The sequence below is a fragment of the Pseudomonas sp. PvP009 genome (genome assembly GCF_017832995.1).
GTDB lineage: Bacteria > Pseudomonadota > Gammaproteobacteria > Pseudomonadales > Pseudomonadaceae > Aquipseudomonas > Aquipseudomonas syringae.
The window spans coordinates 1,374,568-1,392,105 of sequence record NZ_JAFIBG010000001.1; the positions used below are offsets into that span (position 1 = coordinate 1,374,568).

At 57.2% G+C, this 17,538-nt stretch carries 16 protein-coding genes; 12 read left to right on the top strand and 4 right to left on the bottom strand.

The genetic code is table 11. From position 1 onward, the window contains the following. Nucleotides 1–125 precede the first annotated feature (125 nt). From JOE29_RS06065 to JOE29_RS06095, 7 genes are all read left to right on the top strand, one after another. Entirely contained in the window at nt 126–626 is a 501-nt protein-coding gene (locus JOE29_RS06065) for a hypothetical protein (RefSeq protein ID WP_004416660.1), read from the top strand. Between the two features lie 30 nt (nt 627–656). Further along, entirely contained in the window at nt 657–1,094 is a 438-nt protein-coding gene (locus JOE29_RS06070) for a nucleoside deaminase (RefSeq protein ID WP_003393272.1), read from the top strand. A 209-nt stretch (nt 1,095–1,303) separates the two neighbouring features. Further along, the gene (locus JOE29_RS06075; RefSeq protein WP_024649933.1) at nt 1,304–2,125 is read left to right on the top strand and encodes an alpha/beta hydrolase; all 822 of its coding nucleotides are present in this window, start codon (nt 1,304–1,306) and stop codon (nt 2,123–2,125) included. Beyond that, nucleotides 2,115–3,302 (top strand): PAS domain-containing sensor histidine kinase, encoded by a 1,188-nt coding sequence (locus tag JOE29_RS06080; protein WP_003393270.1) that lies wholly within the window; start codon nt 2,115–2,117, stop codon nt 3,300–3,302. The genes JOE29_RS06075 and JOE29_RS06080 overlap by 11 nt, the downstream gene beginning before the upstream one ends. A gap of 113 nt (nt 3,303–3,415) precedes the next feature. After that, the gene (locus tag JOE29_RS06085; RefSeq protein ID WP_044312376.1) at nt 3,416–4,600 is read left to right on the top strand and encodes an ATP-binding protein; all 1,185 of its coding nucleotides are present in this window, start codon (nt 3,416–3,418) and stop codon (nt 4,598–4,600) included. A 250-nt stretch (nt 4,601–4,850) separates the two neighbouring features. Continuing rightward, entirely contained in the window at nt 4,851–5,174 is a 324-nt protein-coding gene (locus JOE29_RS06090) for a hypothetical protein (protein ID WP_003418274.1), read from the top strand. A gap of 55 nt (nt 5,175–5,229) precedes the next feature. Further along, a complete protein-coding gene (locus tag JOE29_RS06095; protein WP_210079023.1) occupies nt 5,230–6,393 on the top strand; it encodes a PQQ-dependent sugar dehydrogenase in 1,164 nt (387 codons plus the stop codon). Between the two features lie 93 nt (nt 6,394–6,486). On the opposite strand, the gene JOE29_RS06100 is transcribed toward JOE29_RS06095, so the two are convergent. Beyond that, a complete protein-coding gene (locus tag JOE29_RS06100; protein WP_003393264.1) occupies nt 6,487–6,795 on the bottom strand; it encodes a PepSY domain-containing protein in 309 nt (102 codons plus the stop codon). Between the two features lie 302 nt (nt 6,796–7,097). On the opposite strand from JOE29_RS06100, the gene JOE29_RS06105 reads away from it, so the two are divergent. From JOE29_RS06105 to JOE29_RS06125, 5 genes are all read left to right on the top strand, one after another. Then, nucleotides 7,098–9,272, top strand: coding sequence for a TonB-dependent siderophore receptor (locus tag JOE29_RS06105; RefSeq protein ID WP_099315143.1), 2,175 nt, complete (start codon nt 7,098–7,100; stop codon nt 9,270–9,272). A gap of 266 nt (nt 9,273–9,538) precedes the next feature. Beyond that, on the top strand, nt 9,539–10,855 hold the full coding sequence (locus JOE29_RS06110) for an MFS transporter (protein WP_003314515.1): 1,317 nt from the start codon (nt 9,539–9,541) through the stop codon (nt 10,853–10,855). A gap of 455 nt (nt 10,856–11,310) precedes the next feature. After that, nucleotides 11,311–11,580, top strand: coding sequence for a LuxR C-terminal-related transcriptional regulator (locus tag JOE29_RS06115; RefSeq protein WP_003320199.1), 270 nt, complete (start codon nt 11,311–11,313; stop codon nt 11,578–11,580). Nucleotides 11,581–11,763: 183 nt separating this feature from the next. Next, nucleotides 11,764–12,495 carry a hypothetical protein gene (locus tag JOE29_RS06120; protein ID WP_003393261.1) on the top strand — a complete coding sequence of 244 codons (732 nt, stop codon included), beginning with the start codon at nt 11,764–11,766 and terminating at the stop codon, nt 12,493–12,495. Nucleotides 12,496–13,188: 693 nt separating this feature from the next. Next, nucleotides 13,189–14,058: a hypothetical protein gene (locus tag JOE29_RS06125; protein ID WP_122335511.1), complete on the top strand. Its 870-nt coding sequence runs from the start codon at nt 13,189–13,191 to the stop codon at nt 14,056–14,058. Between the two features lie 4 nt (nt 14,059–14,062). On the opposite strand, the gene JOE29_RS06130 is transcribed toward JOE29_RS06125, so the two are convergent. From JOE29_RS06130 to JOE29_RS06140, 3 genes are all read right to left on the bottom strand, one after another. Beyond that, nucleotides 14,063–15,139: a diguanylate cyclase gene (locus tag JOE29_RS06130; protein ID WP_024664147.1), complete on the bottom strand. Its 1,077-nt coding sequence runs from the start codon at nt 15,137–15,139 to the stop codon at nt 14,063–14,065. A gap of 298 nt (nt 15,140–15,437) precedes the next feature. Next, entirely contained in the window at nt 15,438–16,640 is a 1,203-nt protein-coding gene (locus JOE29_RS06135; protein ID WP_074997060.1) for an MFS transporter, read from the bottom strand. A gap of 203 nt (nt 16,641–16,843) precedes the next feature. Beyond that, on the bottom strand, nt 16,844–17,434 hold the full coding sequence (locus tag JOE29_RS06140; RefSeq protein ID WP_096113065.1) for a polyribonucleotide nucleotidyltransferase: 591 nt from the start codon (nt 17,432–17,434) through the stop codon (nt 16,844–16,846). Between the last annotated feature and the right edge of the window lie 104 nt (nt 17,435–17,538).

Consider the following 17,538-nt stretch of genomic DNA (forward strand, 5'->3'; position numbering starts at 1 on the left):
CTGCTGCATGACGCCAGGCGCATAGCTGATAGCGGCATCAATGACCGGTATGCGACGCGCCGAGTGGTAAAGCCCCGCCGAGCTGATAAGTTCAGGTCTGGGTCAATCGATGCTCGGGAGGCGTCATGACTGATCACGCTCGGGGCTCGCGCGGTACTTGGCAGACCTGCCTGGCATTGCTGGCCTGTCTGTGCCTGGACGCGATGCATCCGGCCAGCGCCGAAGAGGCCGACGACATGGCGCTGGCCCTGGTGGAACAACGAAACCTGGGCGAAGGCCTTGCCTGGCTGGGCTATCAGGTCGCCTCGCGCACGGCCACGTTTGCCGGTATCGTGCAGGCTGTCGGCAAGACTGAAGCGCAGGAACTGGTACAGAAGGAATTGCAGCGCCTCAAGCCGGAATATCAGGCGCAGTGGGACCGCAATCTGGCAGCCGCTTATGCTCATGCCTTTACCGCCGAGGAATTGCGTTCGCTCAATCAGGGGGCGGACTCGCCTGCATTAGGGAACAGATTCAGGTCGAGAAACACCCAGGTCAGCGTCGATATGAAAGCCCGATCATCGGAGCTGCTGGGACAATTTGTCAGTCGTGCGCTGAGCAATGCCGAGGCAGCACTGCGACGCTGACAGCTATTTTGACGAGACGAGGCAAAGAACATGGACGCATTCATGCAGGCAGCATTCGATGAGGCACAACTCGGGCTGAAGGAAGGCGGAATCCCTATCGGCTCGGTCATCGTCCACGGCGGCAAAATCATCGGTCGAGGCCACAACCGTCGTGTACAAGAGGGCAGTGCGACGAAGCATGGCGAGATGGATGCGCTGGAAAATGCCGGTCGCCAGCCTGCCAGTGTCTACCGTGACTCGGTCCTCTACACCACGCTGTCGCCTTGTGCGATGTGCAGCGGTGCGATCCTGCTCTACGGGATTCGCAAAGTGATCATCGGTGAGAATGAGTCCTTCATGGGCGAGGAAGAACTGCTGCGCTCGCGTGGCGTGCAGATCGACGTGCTGGACAACCCTGAGTGCACACACATGATGAAAGACTTTATCGCCAGCAAGCCCGAACTCTGGAACGAAGACATCGGCGAGTGAATCCCGCGTCTTGTCAGCCCCACGCTCCGCGCTCATCGTAAATCTGACTGCTCATCGTGCCAATGCTCCGCATTGGCATGCAGTTCGTGACGCTCCTGCCTTAAAGTGCGGTTTGTGCCACTAATGTGCCTTTAACGGTGATAATCTCCTCCCATCTTTATCACGGTATACATACCCAGCCGTTTACCTGGCCATTTTTGGAGCCCGACATGTCGGTCCAGCAGCGCAACAACGTCAATATTTCAGGCGACGGACCGATTACTCTGATTTTCGCTCATGGATTCGGCTGCGATCAGAACATGTGGCGTTTTATGGCGCCGCACTTCGCAGCGCGCTTCAAGGTCGTGCTGTTCGACCTGGTGGGCAACGGCAATTCTGATGTGTCGGCCTGGTATCCGCACAAGTATTCGTCGCTCAAGGGCTATGCAACTGACTTGTTGGAAGTGGTCAACGAGTTCGCCGCAGAGGGGCCGGTGGTGCACGTCGGTCATTCGGTCAGTTGCATGATTGCCGTGCTGGCCGAGCTTCAGTCGCCCGGTCGGTTCGACGGTCACATCATGATTGGTCCATCCCCGCACTACCTCAACGAGGGAGATTACATGGGGGGATTCACTCGCGCCGATGTGGATTCGTTGCTTGAGACGCTGGAAAGCAATTACCTTGGCTGGTCGAGCACCATGGCGCCCGCACTCATGGGCGCCTCGGACCGGCCTGAACTGAGCGAAGAACTCGCCAACAGTTTCTGTCGCACCAATGCCGAGATCGCCAGACAGTTTGCCCGCGTGACGTTTTTATCCGACCATCGTGCAGATGTCGCGCAACTCAAGAGCAGAACACTCATTCTGCAAAGCAGCGACGATATGGTGGTGCCAGTCGAAGTGGGTGAATATTTGCACCGCGTCATTACCGACAGCACCCTGCGCATGATCGACAACGTAGGGCATTACCCACACATGAGCGCAGCCCAGGAATGCATTACTGCGATGAATCAGTTTCTGGCCTCTTACGAGAGCGCCGCACATGACCGTTGAACAGGTGAGTCTGCCTGTTACGGAAGATCTCTACGAGCATGCGCCCTGTGGTCTGTTGATCACGTTGCCCAACGGCACTATCGAGCGCGCCAACCTGACGTTTTGCCGATGGCTGGGGCTGGAGCGCGACGCTGTTGTGGGCCGCCGCTTTCAGGAACTGCTGAGTCTGGCAGGCAAGGCCTTTCTGCAGACTCACTGGGCGCCCACACTGCTGGCACAAGGTTCAATTGCCGAGGTCAAGGTCGAGCTGATTCATGCCGATGGCCGCCCCATTCCGATGATGCTCAATGCCGTCCGCCGCGAGTACCCGTCGGGGTATTTGCATGAAGTTGCCGTGTTCCTGGCCGAAGAGCGCAACAAGTACGAGCGCGAACTGCTGGCTGCCCGCAAGATCGCCGAGGAGCTCCTGCAACAGCAGATGACCGTGCAGAGCGAGCTGACCTCGGCGCGCAATCGCTTGCGTCTGGCGCATGCCGAGGCGGAGATCCGGGCTATTTTTGCCGAACAGATGATTGGCATCGTCAGCCACGACCTGCGCAACCCGCTGGCCGCGATCAAGATGGCTGCCGGGCTGCTGGAGCGCACGCCGCTGGAGTCGCGGCAGGAACGGATTCTGGGACACATCAATCATTCCACCGACCGCGCCGATCGCATGATTGTCGACCTGCTGGATTTCACCCACGCCCGGGTCGGCAGTGGCATTACCGTCGTTCCTCAGCCTGTCGATTTTCACGCAGTCGTCGCCCGGGGCGTCGAAGAGCTGCGCCAGGTTTTCCCGGATCGAGTGCTGACCCATCGCAGCGAAGGGCAGGGCGCTTGTTCGGCTGATCCTGACCGCCTGCTGCAGATGCTTGGCAATCTGGTCAGCAATGCCATCAATTACGGCACCGATGACGGCGAGGTTTTGATTACGTCGTCGTTCGACACCTGGATGATCAAACTGTCGGTGCACAACGTTGGTGAACCGATACCGATGGAGAAGGTAGACGACCTGTACGAGCCCGTCGTACGCGTGGTCAGCGACAGTGACGAGACCCGCACCGTCGGGCTCGGCCTGTTTATCGTGCGCGAGATCGTTCGAGCCCATCTGGGCGATGTGACGGTTCGTTCTTCGGCTGAAGAGGGCACGACCTTCACCGTGGCGTTTCCGCGTCCCCCGGCGAAAACCGAGGTTTGATCAGGTTTCATGCAGATTGACGATCAACCCGTGTTATTCACGGGTGCAGAAAAATCGTTACAGTTCTAAACTTACGAGCTGCGTCATCACATCAAGGCTCATACAGGTTCTACATGCGGCGATCCCTTTCAAATGATGTGGCCACGATCAGTCGGATCAGCGCGGTGCCGGCCATCCTGCAAGTCATTGCCGAATCCACCGGGTTGGGTTTCGCCGCCGTGGCGCGTGTAACCGAAACCACCTGGACGGCCTGTGCGGTCCTGGACAAGCTCGAGTTCGGTTTGAAACCCGGCGGCGAGCTGGAGCTGAGCAGCACCATCTGCCACGAGATTCGCAGCTCCCACAAGGCTGTGGTGATTGATCATGTCGCCGAGGATCCGTTGTTCTGTGCGCATGAAACACCACGTCTGTACAGCTTCCAGAGCTATATCTCGGTGCCGATCTTTCTTTCCGATGGCTCCTTTTTCGGCACCATCTGTGCGCTGGATCCCAAGCCGGCGAAGCTGATAGGTACGCCCATCGAGGCCATGATGGTGTCGTTCGCACGTCTTCTGGCGCTGCAGATCGAGGCCGAGGAAAACCTGCAACAGGCGCGTGAAGATTTGCTCGCCGAACGTGAGGTGGCTGAGCTGCGCGAGCAGTTTATCGCCGTGCTGGGGCACGACCTGCGCAACCCGCTGTTTGCCATCAATGCCAGCGCCGAATTGCTGCTGCGCCGTCCGCTGGATGAAAAGGCCGAGCAGATCGTGCACCACATCCTGACCTCTGGCCAGCGCGCCTCGCAGCTGGTCGATGACGTGCTCGATTTTGCCCGTGGCCGCATGGGTCATGGCATTCCTCTCAGTATCCATGAGGCGCCCGGCCTGGATAAAACCCTGGAACATGTGATTTCAGAGGTGCAGCGTGTTCACCCGTCGCGGCCGATTCACTCGAACATAGGCGCGCTGGAGCGTATCCGCTGCGATCACGAGCGAATCGCGCAATTGCTCTCCAACCTGGTGTCCAACGCGATCAGCCATGGTGATGCCGAGAGCCCGGTCGAAGTGACGGCAGGCGTGCATGGCGAGGTGTTTGTGCTCAGCGTTACCAATCAGGGAGAGCCGATACCTGAATCGGTTCGTGCGCAACTGTTCCTGCCGTACTCGAGACCCATCACCGACGAGCCGCAAGCCGGGCTCGGACTGGGGTTGTACATCGCCAGCGAGATAGCCATCGCCCATGGGGGTACGCTCGAGGTGTGCTCGACGCGAGAGCAGGGCACGGTCTTTACCTTCAGCATGCCGTTGAAATCTGCGTAGGCACCCTGCGCCAGCCTGTGCCTTTTGACCGCACCGGCTGTCTGCAGTGTGGCTTTTGTTATCCGCAAAACCTTGGGCTGCAGGCCGTCACGTCGTTCTGCTTCGACAGCCCTGACCATCCTTGTTACAAACTCTCCCAGCGCTTTGCTTGCTCATTGGCAGTGTCGCGTCGAACCTGAGGCCCGGGTTGCCATCAAAGGCCTGAGCCTTCACGGTTACTCCGAAGTTTTCACTTTGCCCAGAGGTAGTGATGAACAGTTTTGTGCGCAATCTTGTCGGCGGCGTGCTTGTTGCGTCATGCAGCATCGGTGCGGTCCAGGCGCAGACGCTGCCAAACAGCACCCTCAACAACGGTGCCAGCAGCAACCCCTATAACAGCCCGATTCACCGTGCCAACCCCAACAGCCGCCAAGGCACCGAGTCCAGCGTGCCACCGTCTCGTGGCCCCAACATTGCGCCGCCGGTGCGCAAGCCCACTCTGGAAAACGGTGGCATCGGCAACGGCTACCCTACGCGCCAGAACACGCCACGTCCTTCTACTACTCCGATAACCGACCCCAAGCGCGGCAACTGAATTTTCAACCCGGCGAACCCTTGCGGACGTCGACTCAATGCATAAGGAAACGCTCATGCTTAGAAAAACCCTGATCGCGACATTGTGTACTGCAGCCATTCTGAGCCTGCCACTGGCGGCCAGTGCCGCTACGGAGTCCTACAAAAGCGAACTGGGCACCGTCACGGTGACGCCTGTTGTCGAAGGTCTGGATCATCCGTGGGCGCTGGCCTTTCTGCCTGACAAGCAAGGCATGCTGGTGACAGAGCGTTCCGGCAACCTGCGCGTTGTGTCGGCGGATGGCAAATTGTCTGCACCGCTTTCCGGGGTGCCGCAAGTCTGGGCGCAGAAGCAGGGCGGTCTGCTCGATGTCGTGCTGTCTCCGGACTTCGCCAAGGACCGCATGGTCTATCTGACCTACTCCGAGGGCAGCGGCAAGACTGCCGCCGACGGTGATACCGCCGGCACTGCCGCTGGGCGTGGTCGCCTGTCCAAAGACATGACCCGTCTGGAAGACTTCGAAGTTATCTTCCGCCAGGAACCGAAACTGTCGGTGGGCAACCACTTCGGCGCGCGGATGGTCTTCGATCGCGACGGTTACCTGTTCATCGCGCTGGGCGAAAACAATCAGCGCCCCACTGCGCAGGATCTGGACAAGTTGCAGGGCAAGATCGTGCGCATCTATCCGGACGGCAGCGTACCGAAAGACAATCCGTTCGTGGGCCAGAAGGGCGTACGCCCCGAGATATGGTCCTATGGCCATCGCAACCAGCAGGGCGCCGCGCTGGATCCCTGGACCGGGACGTTGTGGACCAACGAGCATGGTCCCAAGGGCGGTGATGAGCTGAATATCATCGAGCGTGGCGCGAATTATGGCTGGCCGATCGCGACCCACGGTATCGACTACTCGGGTCAGCCGATTCCGGAGTCCAAGGGCAAGGTTGTCGAAGGAACCAAAATTCCGTTCCAGGTCTGGGAAGTGTCGCCGGGCCTCAGTGGCATGGCGTTCTATGACCACAGCCTTTTCAAGGCATGGGATCACAGTGTATTCATCGGTGCGCTGGCCACTGAAGAGTTGATCAGGCTGCAGTTCGAGAATGACAAAATCGTTCATGAAGAACGTCTGTTGAAAGACATGAAACAGCGCATACGTGATGTTCGTCAGGGACCGGATGGTTACTTGTATCTGTTGACCGACGACGATAAGGGCAGTCTGCTGAAAGTGGGCTTGGCTCAGTAATAAACTGTTAACCGCTTGAAAAAGAAAATTCCCACAATATTGTGGGAATTTTCTTATGAGTTGCTTGCGGTGGTAACCGGTAAAGCAGTCGGATCAATTATCTTTTGCGTCACGTACCACTTCGCCCGTTTTGGCATCAACGTCGTAGTTCCACTCCACACCCTTGGCGTCTTTCAGTTCGATCTGATAGATCAGGCGGCCGGTGCGGTCCTTGTCCAGTTCGGTATCGCTGACCGTGAAGCCCTGGTGCTTGGCAACGGCATTCTTGTTGAACTGTTCAAAGTCACCCAACGCCTGGGACTTGTACAGGCGGATCACTTCATCGGGACCAACGTCAGCCTGGGCGGCACCTGCAACAGCAGTGAGGGCAACAGCGGCGAAAACGGCAGGCATAAGTTTCATGGGGTATTCCTTTCTGATTGATCTGTCTTGATTGATTCATCACACGCTGATTGGTTCAGCGGTTTTGTTGAGCTCAGATTATCCGCGCTTACTTAATTCACGCTTAATTATTCAAGTGTGTGGGGCGTTTTGAAGCCGGTCTCGCTCTGCTGATTCGTAAGTAAAGTTTTCCCCAGCACTTCGTTTAAAGGCAAAGCATCACGTAAAGGTTGAAAAAAACCGACAGTGAACGTAAAAGGTTGGCCCCCTGCCGGAAGGTGCGTCGCGTCTGTCCAGGCATCTGTCCTTGCGGAGTCTGCTCGATGAGAACGCCTTACCGACCTGCCATGCGCCACGCCTGGCGATTGTTACCGTTGGGTATGGCGGTTGCCTCGCCGTTGCTGGCCGCAGAGGTGCTCAGCCTGGATGCGGTCAACGTCACTGGGTTCAGCGAGCCGGAAAGCACCGGCGACTATAAAGCTGAGCGGGCATCGATATTCGGGTTAGATCAGGCTTCACTGCTGGATACGCCTGCCTCGGTGTCAGTGTTCAACGCTGCGCTGATCAAGGACCGTCAGGCGAAGCTGCTGAGTGAAGTACTGCGCAACGATGCGTCGGTCGGCGACGGCTATGCCCCGGTGGGCTATTACGAAAACTTTGTGGTGCGCGGGTTTTCGTTGAACGCCGCCAACAGTTATCGCATCAATGGCCGCAGCATTGCCGGTGAGCAGAACGTAGCGCTGGAGAACAAGCAGCAGGTCGAGTTGCTCAAGGGGCTTTCCGGCCTGCAGAGCGGCGTGGCCGAGCCCGGCGGGGTCATCAATTATCAGACCAAGCGGGCGCAGGACGTTCGCTCGGTCACGGTCTCGACCAACGAACACGGCGAACGCTACATCGCGACCGATGTCGGTGGCTGGTTCGGCAGCGAACAGCAATTCGGCCTGCGCGCCAACCTTGCCCATGAAGACATTCGTTCATATGTCGAACACGCCGATGGCCAGCGCGATTTTGCCTCCCTGGCGTTCGACTGGAACATCAGCGAGCGCGCCCTGCTGCAACTCGATGTCGAGTACCAGACCAAAGAACAGCGTTCGGTGCCCGGTTATCAGCTTCTGGGCGGCACTGCGCTGCCTCACGACGCCTCGCCACGTAACTTGCTGGGCCACCAGAACTGGTCCAATCCGGTCGGTATCGACTCGCTGAACATGAACGGACGTTTCGAATATCGCTTCAATGACAGCTGGAAGGGCAGTCTCAGTGCTTCGCGCAGTCGCGTGGTCATCGATGACTACAGTGCCTTTGCGTGGGGGTGTTACGGCTCGGCCAGTTGCGCCGGGCAAGCGGTGCCTAACCATTTCAGTGCCGAGGGCGGTTATGACATCTATGATTTCCGCAGCCCGGACGATACGCGTCGCAACGATGAAGTCGAAGCAGCCATGTCCGGTACATTCGCTACCGGATCGCTGGGGCACGAACTGACCTTCGGTAGCAGTGCCTACCGCCGTACGGTCGATACGCGCGGGACCTTCAACGAATTTGTCGGCACGGGCAATATCAATGAGGCACCTGAGCAGGTGGCACCCTCGACCCTGGCGCTTGCACATACCGAGCGCCGCCTGGACAGCCGCCAGTATGGGCTGTTTGCCACCGACCGGATCAGCTTCAACGAGCACTGGCAAACCGTGCTGGGCGGACGCGGGGTGCGGCTCGACGAGCAGGCATTCAACGAGGACGGCAGTGATGCGCGACACACCGAGCGCTATGTGTTTCTGCCGCAGGCGGCGCTGATCTACAAGCCGGTGGACAATGTTTCGCTCTACACCAGCTACAGCAAGGGCCTGTCGCTGGGCGGGACGGCAGCGTGGTTCACCACCAATGCCAGTGAAATTCTTGCGCCGACCGTATCCCGACAGCTGGAAGCAGGCATCAAGTATGACTGGCAGCGCATGAGCCTGACCGCCGCAGTGTTTCAGGCCCGCCAGGCCTACCAGTATTCCAGGCCCAACGATGACGGTACGTTCACTTACGTGCAGCAAGGCGAGCAGAAAAACACCGGCCTTGAACTGGGGGCAAGTGGCTGGGTGACTGACCGCCTGCAGATATCCGCCAGTGCGGCGGCCATCCGGGCGCGCGTTGAAGACAGCGGCACCGAGGCCTATGACGATCATCAGGCCCTCAATGTGCCCAGATACCGTGGCACCCTGCAAGCCGACTACAGCCTGCCGGTGCCCGGGCTCGCGTTGCTCGGTGGAGTGCAGTACAGCGCCAGCAAGTACGCTGACCGTAAAGGTACCGTGCAGGTCAATGACTACGCACTGTTCAATATCGGCAGCCGTTACAGCACCCGAATCAGCGGTTACGACACGGTCCTGCGCCTGACGGTAGACAACCTGTTCGACAAACGCTATTGGCGTGATGCCGGAGAGTATCTGGGTGACGACTACCTGTTCATGGGCGCGCCCAGAACGGCGAGATTGTCGGCCTCCGTCAACTTTTAGCGAAGGGCTCTGGTGCGAGGAGCATCGGCACGACAGTCGAGATGATCGTTCGGCATACTCCCGCATGGCAATGCAGTTCTCGACGCTCTGCGTCGCAAGAGGACGCGGAGCGTCCAGAACGGCATGCGACGCGGAGCGCCGCACGATAGTCGGGATCATCGTTCCCGCTACAGGCCTCAGTTCCGTATCAGTGCGCCCGCAAGCTTTGCTATTCTTCGCGCCCTGTGAGCGTCAGGCGCTCTTTTCAGCCATGTTTCGGGGGCTTCATGACGGCCATCGTTCAATCCACTCCGCAACCTTTCACCAAAGGCGACTACAAGACCCTGAGTCTTGCCGCGCTGGGTGGGGCGCTGGAAATCTACGACTTCATCATTTTTGTGTTCTTTGCGCTGACCCTCAGCCAGCTGTTCTTTCCCCCTGACATGCCAGAGTGGCTGCGTCTGCTGCAAAGCTTCGGGATCTTCGTGACCGGCTATCTGGCGCGCCCGCTGGGCGGGATCCTCATGGCGCACTTCGCCGACCGGCTGGGGCGCAAGCGCGTGTTCAGCCTGAGCATTCTGATGATGGCTCTGCCTTGTCTGCTGATCGGCGTCATGCCCACTTACGCACAGATCGGTTACTGGGCGCCGCTGGTCCTGCTGGCGCTGCGCATCCTGCAAGGAGCCGCTGTGGGCGGCGAAGTGCCAAGCGCCTGGGTATTCGTAGCAGAACACGCGCCCAAGGGGCACCGCGGCTATGCACTGGGCGTACTGCAAGCCGGCCTGACATTCGGATACCTGCTGGGTGCACTGACTGCAACATGGCTGGCGCGGGTCTTCAGCCCCGGCGAAATTCTTGACTGGGCATGGCGTATTCCGTTCCTGCTCGGTGGCGTATTCGGTGTGGTTGGGGTCTGGTTGCGCCGCTGGCTAAACGAAACCCCGGTGTTCATCGCCCTGCATGCCCAGCGTGAACACCTGCCGGCGCTGCCGCTTGGCCAGGTGCTGCGCGATCATCGCCAATCCTTGCTGCCTGCTGCGCTGCTGACCTTTGTGCTGACCTCAGCAGTGGTGGTTCTGGTGGTGGTTACTCCGACTGTCATGCAGCAGCGCTTTGGTATCAGTGCCAGCGACACCTTTGCCCTGAGCGCCGTCGGTATCGTGTTTCTCAATATAGGCTGCGTGCTGGCAGGCATGCTGGTCGACCGTATCGGCGCCTGGCGCGGCATCCTGTTCTACAGCCTGCTGATGCCGATGGGCATCGGCGTGCTTTATACCAGCCTCATCGAGCAATGGATGCCACTGGGCATTGCCTACGCGATTGCCGGACTGGCGTGCGGGATTGTCGGTGTGGTGCCGTCGGTGATGATCGGACTGTTCCCGGCGAACATCCGGGTGTCAGGCATCTCGTTCACTTACAACATCGCCTACGCATTCTGGGCCAGCACCACGCCATTGCTGCTGATTGCCCTGGTGCCCTGGAATATCTGGGTGTGTGTGCTGTACAGCCTGATCATGGGCGCCACGGGCCTGATGACCGCTGCAGTATTCGGCCTGCGCCGGGGCATGGTGGTGGATGACCTGGCAAGCGGTAAAGCCGGATAACTGCGGGCGGGGTGACGCAACGCCCGCTGCTCACCTCTGCCGGGGTGAGTGGCAGCTCGAACATGGCCGAAAAGTTCCTTGTGCAGACGCGTTCAATTGTAACAAGTGATTGTAATTCCATTTCCTCAAGTCTATCTTGCCCCTCTCTATAGTGTTTACGTTATTTATCTAGTGCGTCCTTGATTCGTGCCCGTGGAAAATATTTCGTCAGGTGGGTCATTCATGGCATCGATAAATAGGAATACGTAATTATTCTGTATTTACTGTAGGAGTTTTCCTCAGTATTTAAATATTAAAGATTTTTCTTACAGCTTTCAGCTTTATTGCGAAGCTTTGAGGGGTATCTCGTGTTAATGCAAAACAAGACTAAATAAAATGATTTCTGTGCCGATTTACTGTGTAGGTCATGGAAGACGAATGTAAGAAACATTCTACGAATTTGCCGATTAGGCAAAATGATGGCAAGGGGAAGTATCATGTGGGTGACAATGAGAGAGCAGGAGGTTCTTGGCCTGTTGTTGCAGGGATGTACGAACAAGGAAATTGCCAGGCAGCTCAGTATCAGTGACTACACCGTTCGCGATCACGTATCTTCGCTGCTAAGAAAGAATCAGGTGAGGACGCGTGCCGAGCTCATGGCCCGGTGTGTATCTCTATTGCTTCCGGGGAACACTGTCCAACCCCCTACATCTGTCGGATTGCGCAGCGAGCCAGCACATACATAATGTGTCTTGTCGCAACCTGTAACTTATTAGTGCAATAAGCACTGCTGATACTTTGGCAGTGCAATCAATAATACCGTGCTGCTCTGTGACTGCCGTCAGCCACTGCTTCCTGGCTGTCTGCATAAAGGACTATCCGAAACCTGCTCGCACGACGAACTGTAAACAATAAAAAAGGAGCCACTCATGACTGTTTGTTTTGTTCGGGGCGAGTCAGGTGCCGACACGTCGTCGCGGCTGGATCCGCAGCGGCCTGATTTTAATATGACAACGGACTTCCAGCATCTGACAACCCGGCAGTCCGCGCTTTCGGTGACGCAACTTGCCGAGCAACAGGCAAAGCTGTCCGGCCCCGTTGGCCTGTTTGCCAAACTCTGTCGGCAGCTTCGTTCGCATGGGCGTCAGTCACCCTTGCTCGAAGACATTGCACGGCTTGAGGGCCGCAAGCGTCAATGGCTGGCCGAGCGCGCCGTACAATTTGCACTCGGGCTGCACGGCCGTCGGTCAGAAGCCGAGAACCCGTTCAAAGGCCTGGTGCGCGAAGACCTGTGCTGCATCGTATTCGATGATCCATCGCCGCACACGCTGGTCGAGCGTTATGCCGCCAGCGAAGCGCTGCGGGCTCAGGACAGTGAGTACTTCGTCAAACTCATTGCTACCACGCGCAATACCGTCGAACGGCGAATCGTCTTTCATGGTCTGCTCGAACACTTCGACCGGCTGTTGCCCATCGAGAAGAGCATCTATCCGCTCAACTATCGCGCTGTTCAGCAAGCACACCTCGATCATGAAGAAGCCCTCTACGGCGCACTGATAAAGCAGCAGCCCATTGGCACATTGCTTGAGAGGCATACGCCTGAGTGGCTGTTGAATAACCTGTCCTCCTTTGAACTTTCCATTGATCAGGCGTGTGGCTAATCAGGTCTCGGACGTGGGTATCTATACCAGTCGGTTGATGGGAATTTTACAAGCGGTTTAGGTCTTCTCTAACAAACATGTTTAATCAGAGTGCGCGCTAGCGCGTTCGTTGAATGATAAAAAATAGCGGTTCGTGCAGAGGCTTTCAAGCCTGCGGCTTTCGCACGGCCGATGAATTTGATTTATAAATATTGGAGTACACCTATGAAAAAAATAGCACCTTTGCTTGTGTTGTTAGTGTCGGCCGCCAGCCAGGCGGGCGATTATTCTGTTACGACTACCCGAACACCGACGTTTATCAATGGGCCTGGTCACAGTGCGTTTTCCCGACACCAATTGAGATTGGCTGATTACCCCCGCGGCGCGGCGAATAACTCTCGGTTGCAAAAGATTTCCTGGACCGCTACGTCTTTTCCGGAGAGTACGGGTGAGCAGGCAAAAATATGTTTCAGACGCGGAGGCGTACACGAGTCGAGCTGTATTCAGATTGATCCAGGTATGCCAGGTGACACTGATCAATTTAATAGCTTGGGGTTCAGCTATGCATCGGATGTTTTGATAAAACACCAAGCTGTCAATGGACCTTGGCAAAGCAAGCCTGCAGGGCCAGAAACAGTCACCTTTCATTTAACGTATTGATTGTCAATCCCTGGCGATAACCGCCAGGGATCTTTCGGGGCAGGAGCCAACGTCATGCGAGTCATAAGTTCCGGAGCAGATGCACTGATAGCCGCGCAACAACTTGACGATAAAAGAGCGGCAAAAAACATGCCCTCAATTGCCAATCCCGCCCTCCGATCAACCTCTCCAGACTCTGCGGTGACCATCAGCGGCCAGGCCCTCCTGAAACACAGGGTGTTTGGGTTCGCGGACTCTGCTCGTTCTGCGCCCATGCTAGGAAAAGCCGACTGTGGAATGTCCATGCCCCAGGCATTTTTTTTAACCCGGGATGATCGGAGTCTGTTGGGTGACGTTTACGGTTGGGCGAGTGATCAGGGAGCTGATTTGAGCTATGTCGATGACCTGGCGTTTCAGTTGGCTTCTTACAGAGAGAGTGATGATGGAGGGATAATGCTTCGTCATAACCAGGGCAAAACATATGACATGGAAGGCCACAAGGTGTTCTACAGTTTTACCGAGCCGCACGCGGCCACCGCCAAGCGTATTACCGAAAGCGATGGGTTAAAAACAACGCGGCTGGATCAGGGGTTCGTTCGCTTCATCACTGACAAGGACTACGGGTCCATAGGTCACAATAATTTTGAGTTCATGGAAAAAGTGATCAACAGGTTTTCAACGGCGGGGGAAAGGGACGAACAACTGGGTGCAGACTTCACTACTTATAAAAGCCAGAAGAGTGACTACATAAGGACGCTGTCCAAGGAAAAATACACGCCTGGCGAAGGCGACTCTCGAGAAACGACCTCCGTAAAAAAAGCCGCTAAACCCAAGGAAGTAACGCTGGAAAGCCTGCGTAACGATATGCGCGAGACGTTTCTGAAAGCGATGGGGGTCACGAGTCTCTCATCCCTGTTCGACATGCTGTTCAAGGATAAGCGTTGACGGATCAGGCTTGTGCGCCAAGCGACTGGAGTTCTGGTTGCGCATCCTGATGGCTGGCGACGCGGTTGCGGCCGGTGCTTTTGGCCAGATACAGCGCTTTGTCTGCTTCGTGCAGCCACGACGAGGCATCGGGCATTTCAGGGGAGTAGGCGGCAATGCCGATACTGAGGCTGACCTTGAGATTGCAATGCAGGATGTAGGTCATTTCATCTATCGCCAGGCGCAGGCGCTCAAGAATTTCCTTTGCTTGAAGCAAGCAGGTGTCGGGCAAAATGACGCAGAACTCATCGCCGCCACAACGTCCGATCAGGTCGGAATCGCGCAGGTTTTCTGTCAGTGCCTCGCTGATACTCTGCAATACCGTGTCGCCCATCAGGTGACCATAAGTGTCGTTGATGACCTTGAAGTGATCGATATCGATCAACGCGATGACGCACTCCTGATACGTGTTCTGGCTACTGGCGTACTCCAGGTCAAGCAGATCCTTCCACGCTCCGTGATTGAGCAGACCGGTCAGGCTGTCGGTACGGCTGACCTTGCGCAGGATGTTGCGGTGCTCCCATAGTTTGAGTGTGACCTGATGGCTCAGCCAGCCGATGAAAATAGGGTAGGTCACCAGTACCGGAAGGCAGGCGTAGATCTGCGCCATGTTGCCATGCAGATTGACGACAGGGTCGAGCGCGGCCAGCGAAATCAGCACGCCCAGTGCCTGCATGCACAGGCCTTGCAGCATCAGACGTGGCCCGGCGGCCGCCATGTTATGCATGGCCATCATGGCGAGGACCGTTATACCGGGAACTGCGCTGAAACCCATCGCGCCAACCCAGAAACCGCCCATCATCGAATCGAAAAGCAGATTTCGCCATTCAGCCTGGTAGGGCTCGCGCGACGTTCTTGCGAGCTGGTAAGCAACATGCGGCCATACGAGGCTGTAGAGCAGTGCCAACAACCACGCCCAGTGTGCTGTATTCACGTAATACAGAGAAACAGCGACCGTCACAAAGCCAACGCTTACACCGAAGCATCTCGGGGCGTAGATCCGCTTGGCGAATGCCATCCCTCTGCGGTGATAGGTGCTCATAGATTCTTACCGGACATTACTTTCGAATCGGTCAGAAATCGACGCCGCTTGACCGAAGGGCTGGAGTTTGAGCGTTCACTAGTGGCAAGGGAAGAGTATTTTGCCGAGGGGTGTCAAATAATTACATATTGATGAAACTGGCTGTTTAAAAGTCAATTAAATGACATAAACAGTACTAAAACCTGTTCAAAAATATGACGAAACATACAATTTAATACACCGTGAATAACCGGGGCAGGGTGTCTGGTTGTTGGCAGACACGCCGCCCGGCGAGTTTAGGTAAGCGACGGTCAGGCGATTACAACGTTGCCTTGTTTTGCTGCGTGCTGGTCATCCATGCAACGGCAATGGACAGCAGCGCAACAACAGCGGCGACATACCCTACGGCACCCAGCCCCAGGTGCTCGATGGTAAGGCCTCCGATGATCGATCCCAGACCGATCCCGGCATTGGCGGCCGAGACATTCAAGGTCCCGGCCAGTGCCTGGGCCTGAGGCGCTGCTTTCATCACCCTGATCTGGCAGATCGGAAACAACGCCGTATGCGCGATGCCCCAAATCACCAGTACCACGGCCAGCAACGGCATGGAGCCTGCGGCCGGTACGCTTGCGGTCATGCCCAGCGCGAGCAACAGCGCAAAGGCCATGGTCGAGCCGAGCGGGCTGCGGTCCACATAACGTCCACCCAGGGCATTGCCGATCAGGCCGACCGCGCCGAAGCCCATCAACCACCAACCCACTTGAGCCGATTCGATGCCCGCGATGCGTTCCAGCGTGTCAGCCAGGTAGGTATAGGCACCGAACATGGCCGTGAACAGCAGGATGGACAGCAGCAGGTTGGCGAGGAAGAACGGATCCCGGAGAATTTTTGCCTGCTCGGCGAGGCCGACTTTTGCGGTAGGTTCGATACGCGGCATCGACAGTGCCAGCAACAGAGCCATTAACGCTGACAGCAGCGTCAGCGCCCAGAATGCCCCGCGCCAACCCACGGCATCGGCGAATACTGTACCCAGCGGGATACCGAACAGCATGGCAGCCGAGATGCCGAGGTAGACCTGCGCAACGGCCTTGCCAGCGTGCTTCGGTCCGGCCAGCAGGCTTGCCGTTTCACTGGCGGTGCCCCAGAACACCGGCAAGGCCAGTGCCGGAATGAACCGCGCCAGCGCCAGCACCCAGATATTGCTCGACACCGCCGCCAGTGCGTTGGAGGCGGCGAAGATCAGCAAAATGACGATGAACGTGCGCTTGCGGTCCAGGTGCGAGAGCATGGCTGTCAGCGGTGGGCCAAAGAGCATCACGGTGAAGGCGAACAGCGTTACCAGCAAGCCGGCGGTAGAGATGGAGATCCCCAGATCACGGGCCATTGAAGGCAACAGACCGATGATGAGAAATTCAGTGGTGACGATCACGAAGCCGGCCAAGGCCAGAATCGCGATGGACAAGCCGGCGCCGGTCGAGCTTTCGCTGCGGGCGCCGGAGGCAGTGGTTTCCAGAGAAGGCATAGTGCAGACCCATTAAAAATAAGTCCGCCAGCTTATTGCAGAAATGAGCTTCTATCTTTGCCAAGTTTTCCCTTTGTTGTGGACTGGAATTCACTAATAAGGATTCGTAGGCACCCTGCCCAAGGTCCAGACCCTGGGCGAGTGATTATGCGAGGTGTTTCGCGCGGATCAAGTCGCATCGGAGCGGCTGACCGGTCCGCAGATCATTGGCCGATGACAGTCTTCACCAGCGCGGCGTGCTCTTTCGGATTTTTTGCATTGGAGACCACGTTCAGCACGGCTGCGCGGGTACCCGATGCAGCGACGATCGATGTGCTCAGCACCTGAGCGTCGCTCATGGTTGCCGAGGTATCCAGTTGGCGCACACCAAGACCATTCTTCTTGACGATCTTCTTGTCACCCAGCTTTTTGAAGTCCTTGTAGCCGGTACTCTGCTGGGCAAGGATACCGGTGACCAGCCCGTCAAGTACTGCGCCGTCGTTATCGTTGGCCTGCACGCCCATTGGCATAGGCGTTTCGGTAACGATCAACACGCGCTTTTCGGCCGCATTGGTGTAGAGCGACCCGGTCACACCCTGAGCCTTGGCTTTTGCATCAATCTCGGGCATCTCGCCCTGTACGTAGCCCGCAGGAATGGTGAAGGCCAGTTTGCCGCCCAGCAGCGAAGCGTTTTGCACTGCGGCAGCGGCGGGCGCAGCGGCCTGCGGTTTGGTGGCAGCCTGAACGCTGACCATGCTCTGAGATGCTGCCAGTGCGACACATACAGCCATTGCCTTGAAACCGAAAAAGCGCATGGAAATTCCTTTTTGTCTGTTAATGACGGAGGCGTTTGCCCTGAGGCATGTGATTGACCAGACAGGTAAAAGTGCCCATAAAAAAACGACCAGCCCGATCACTC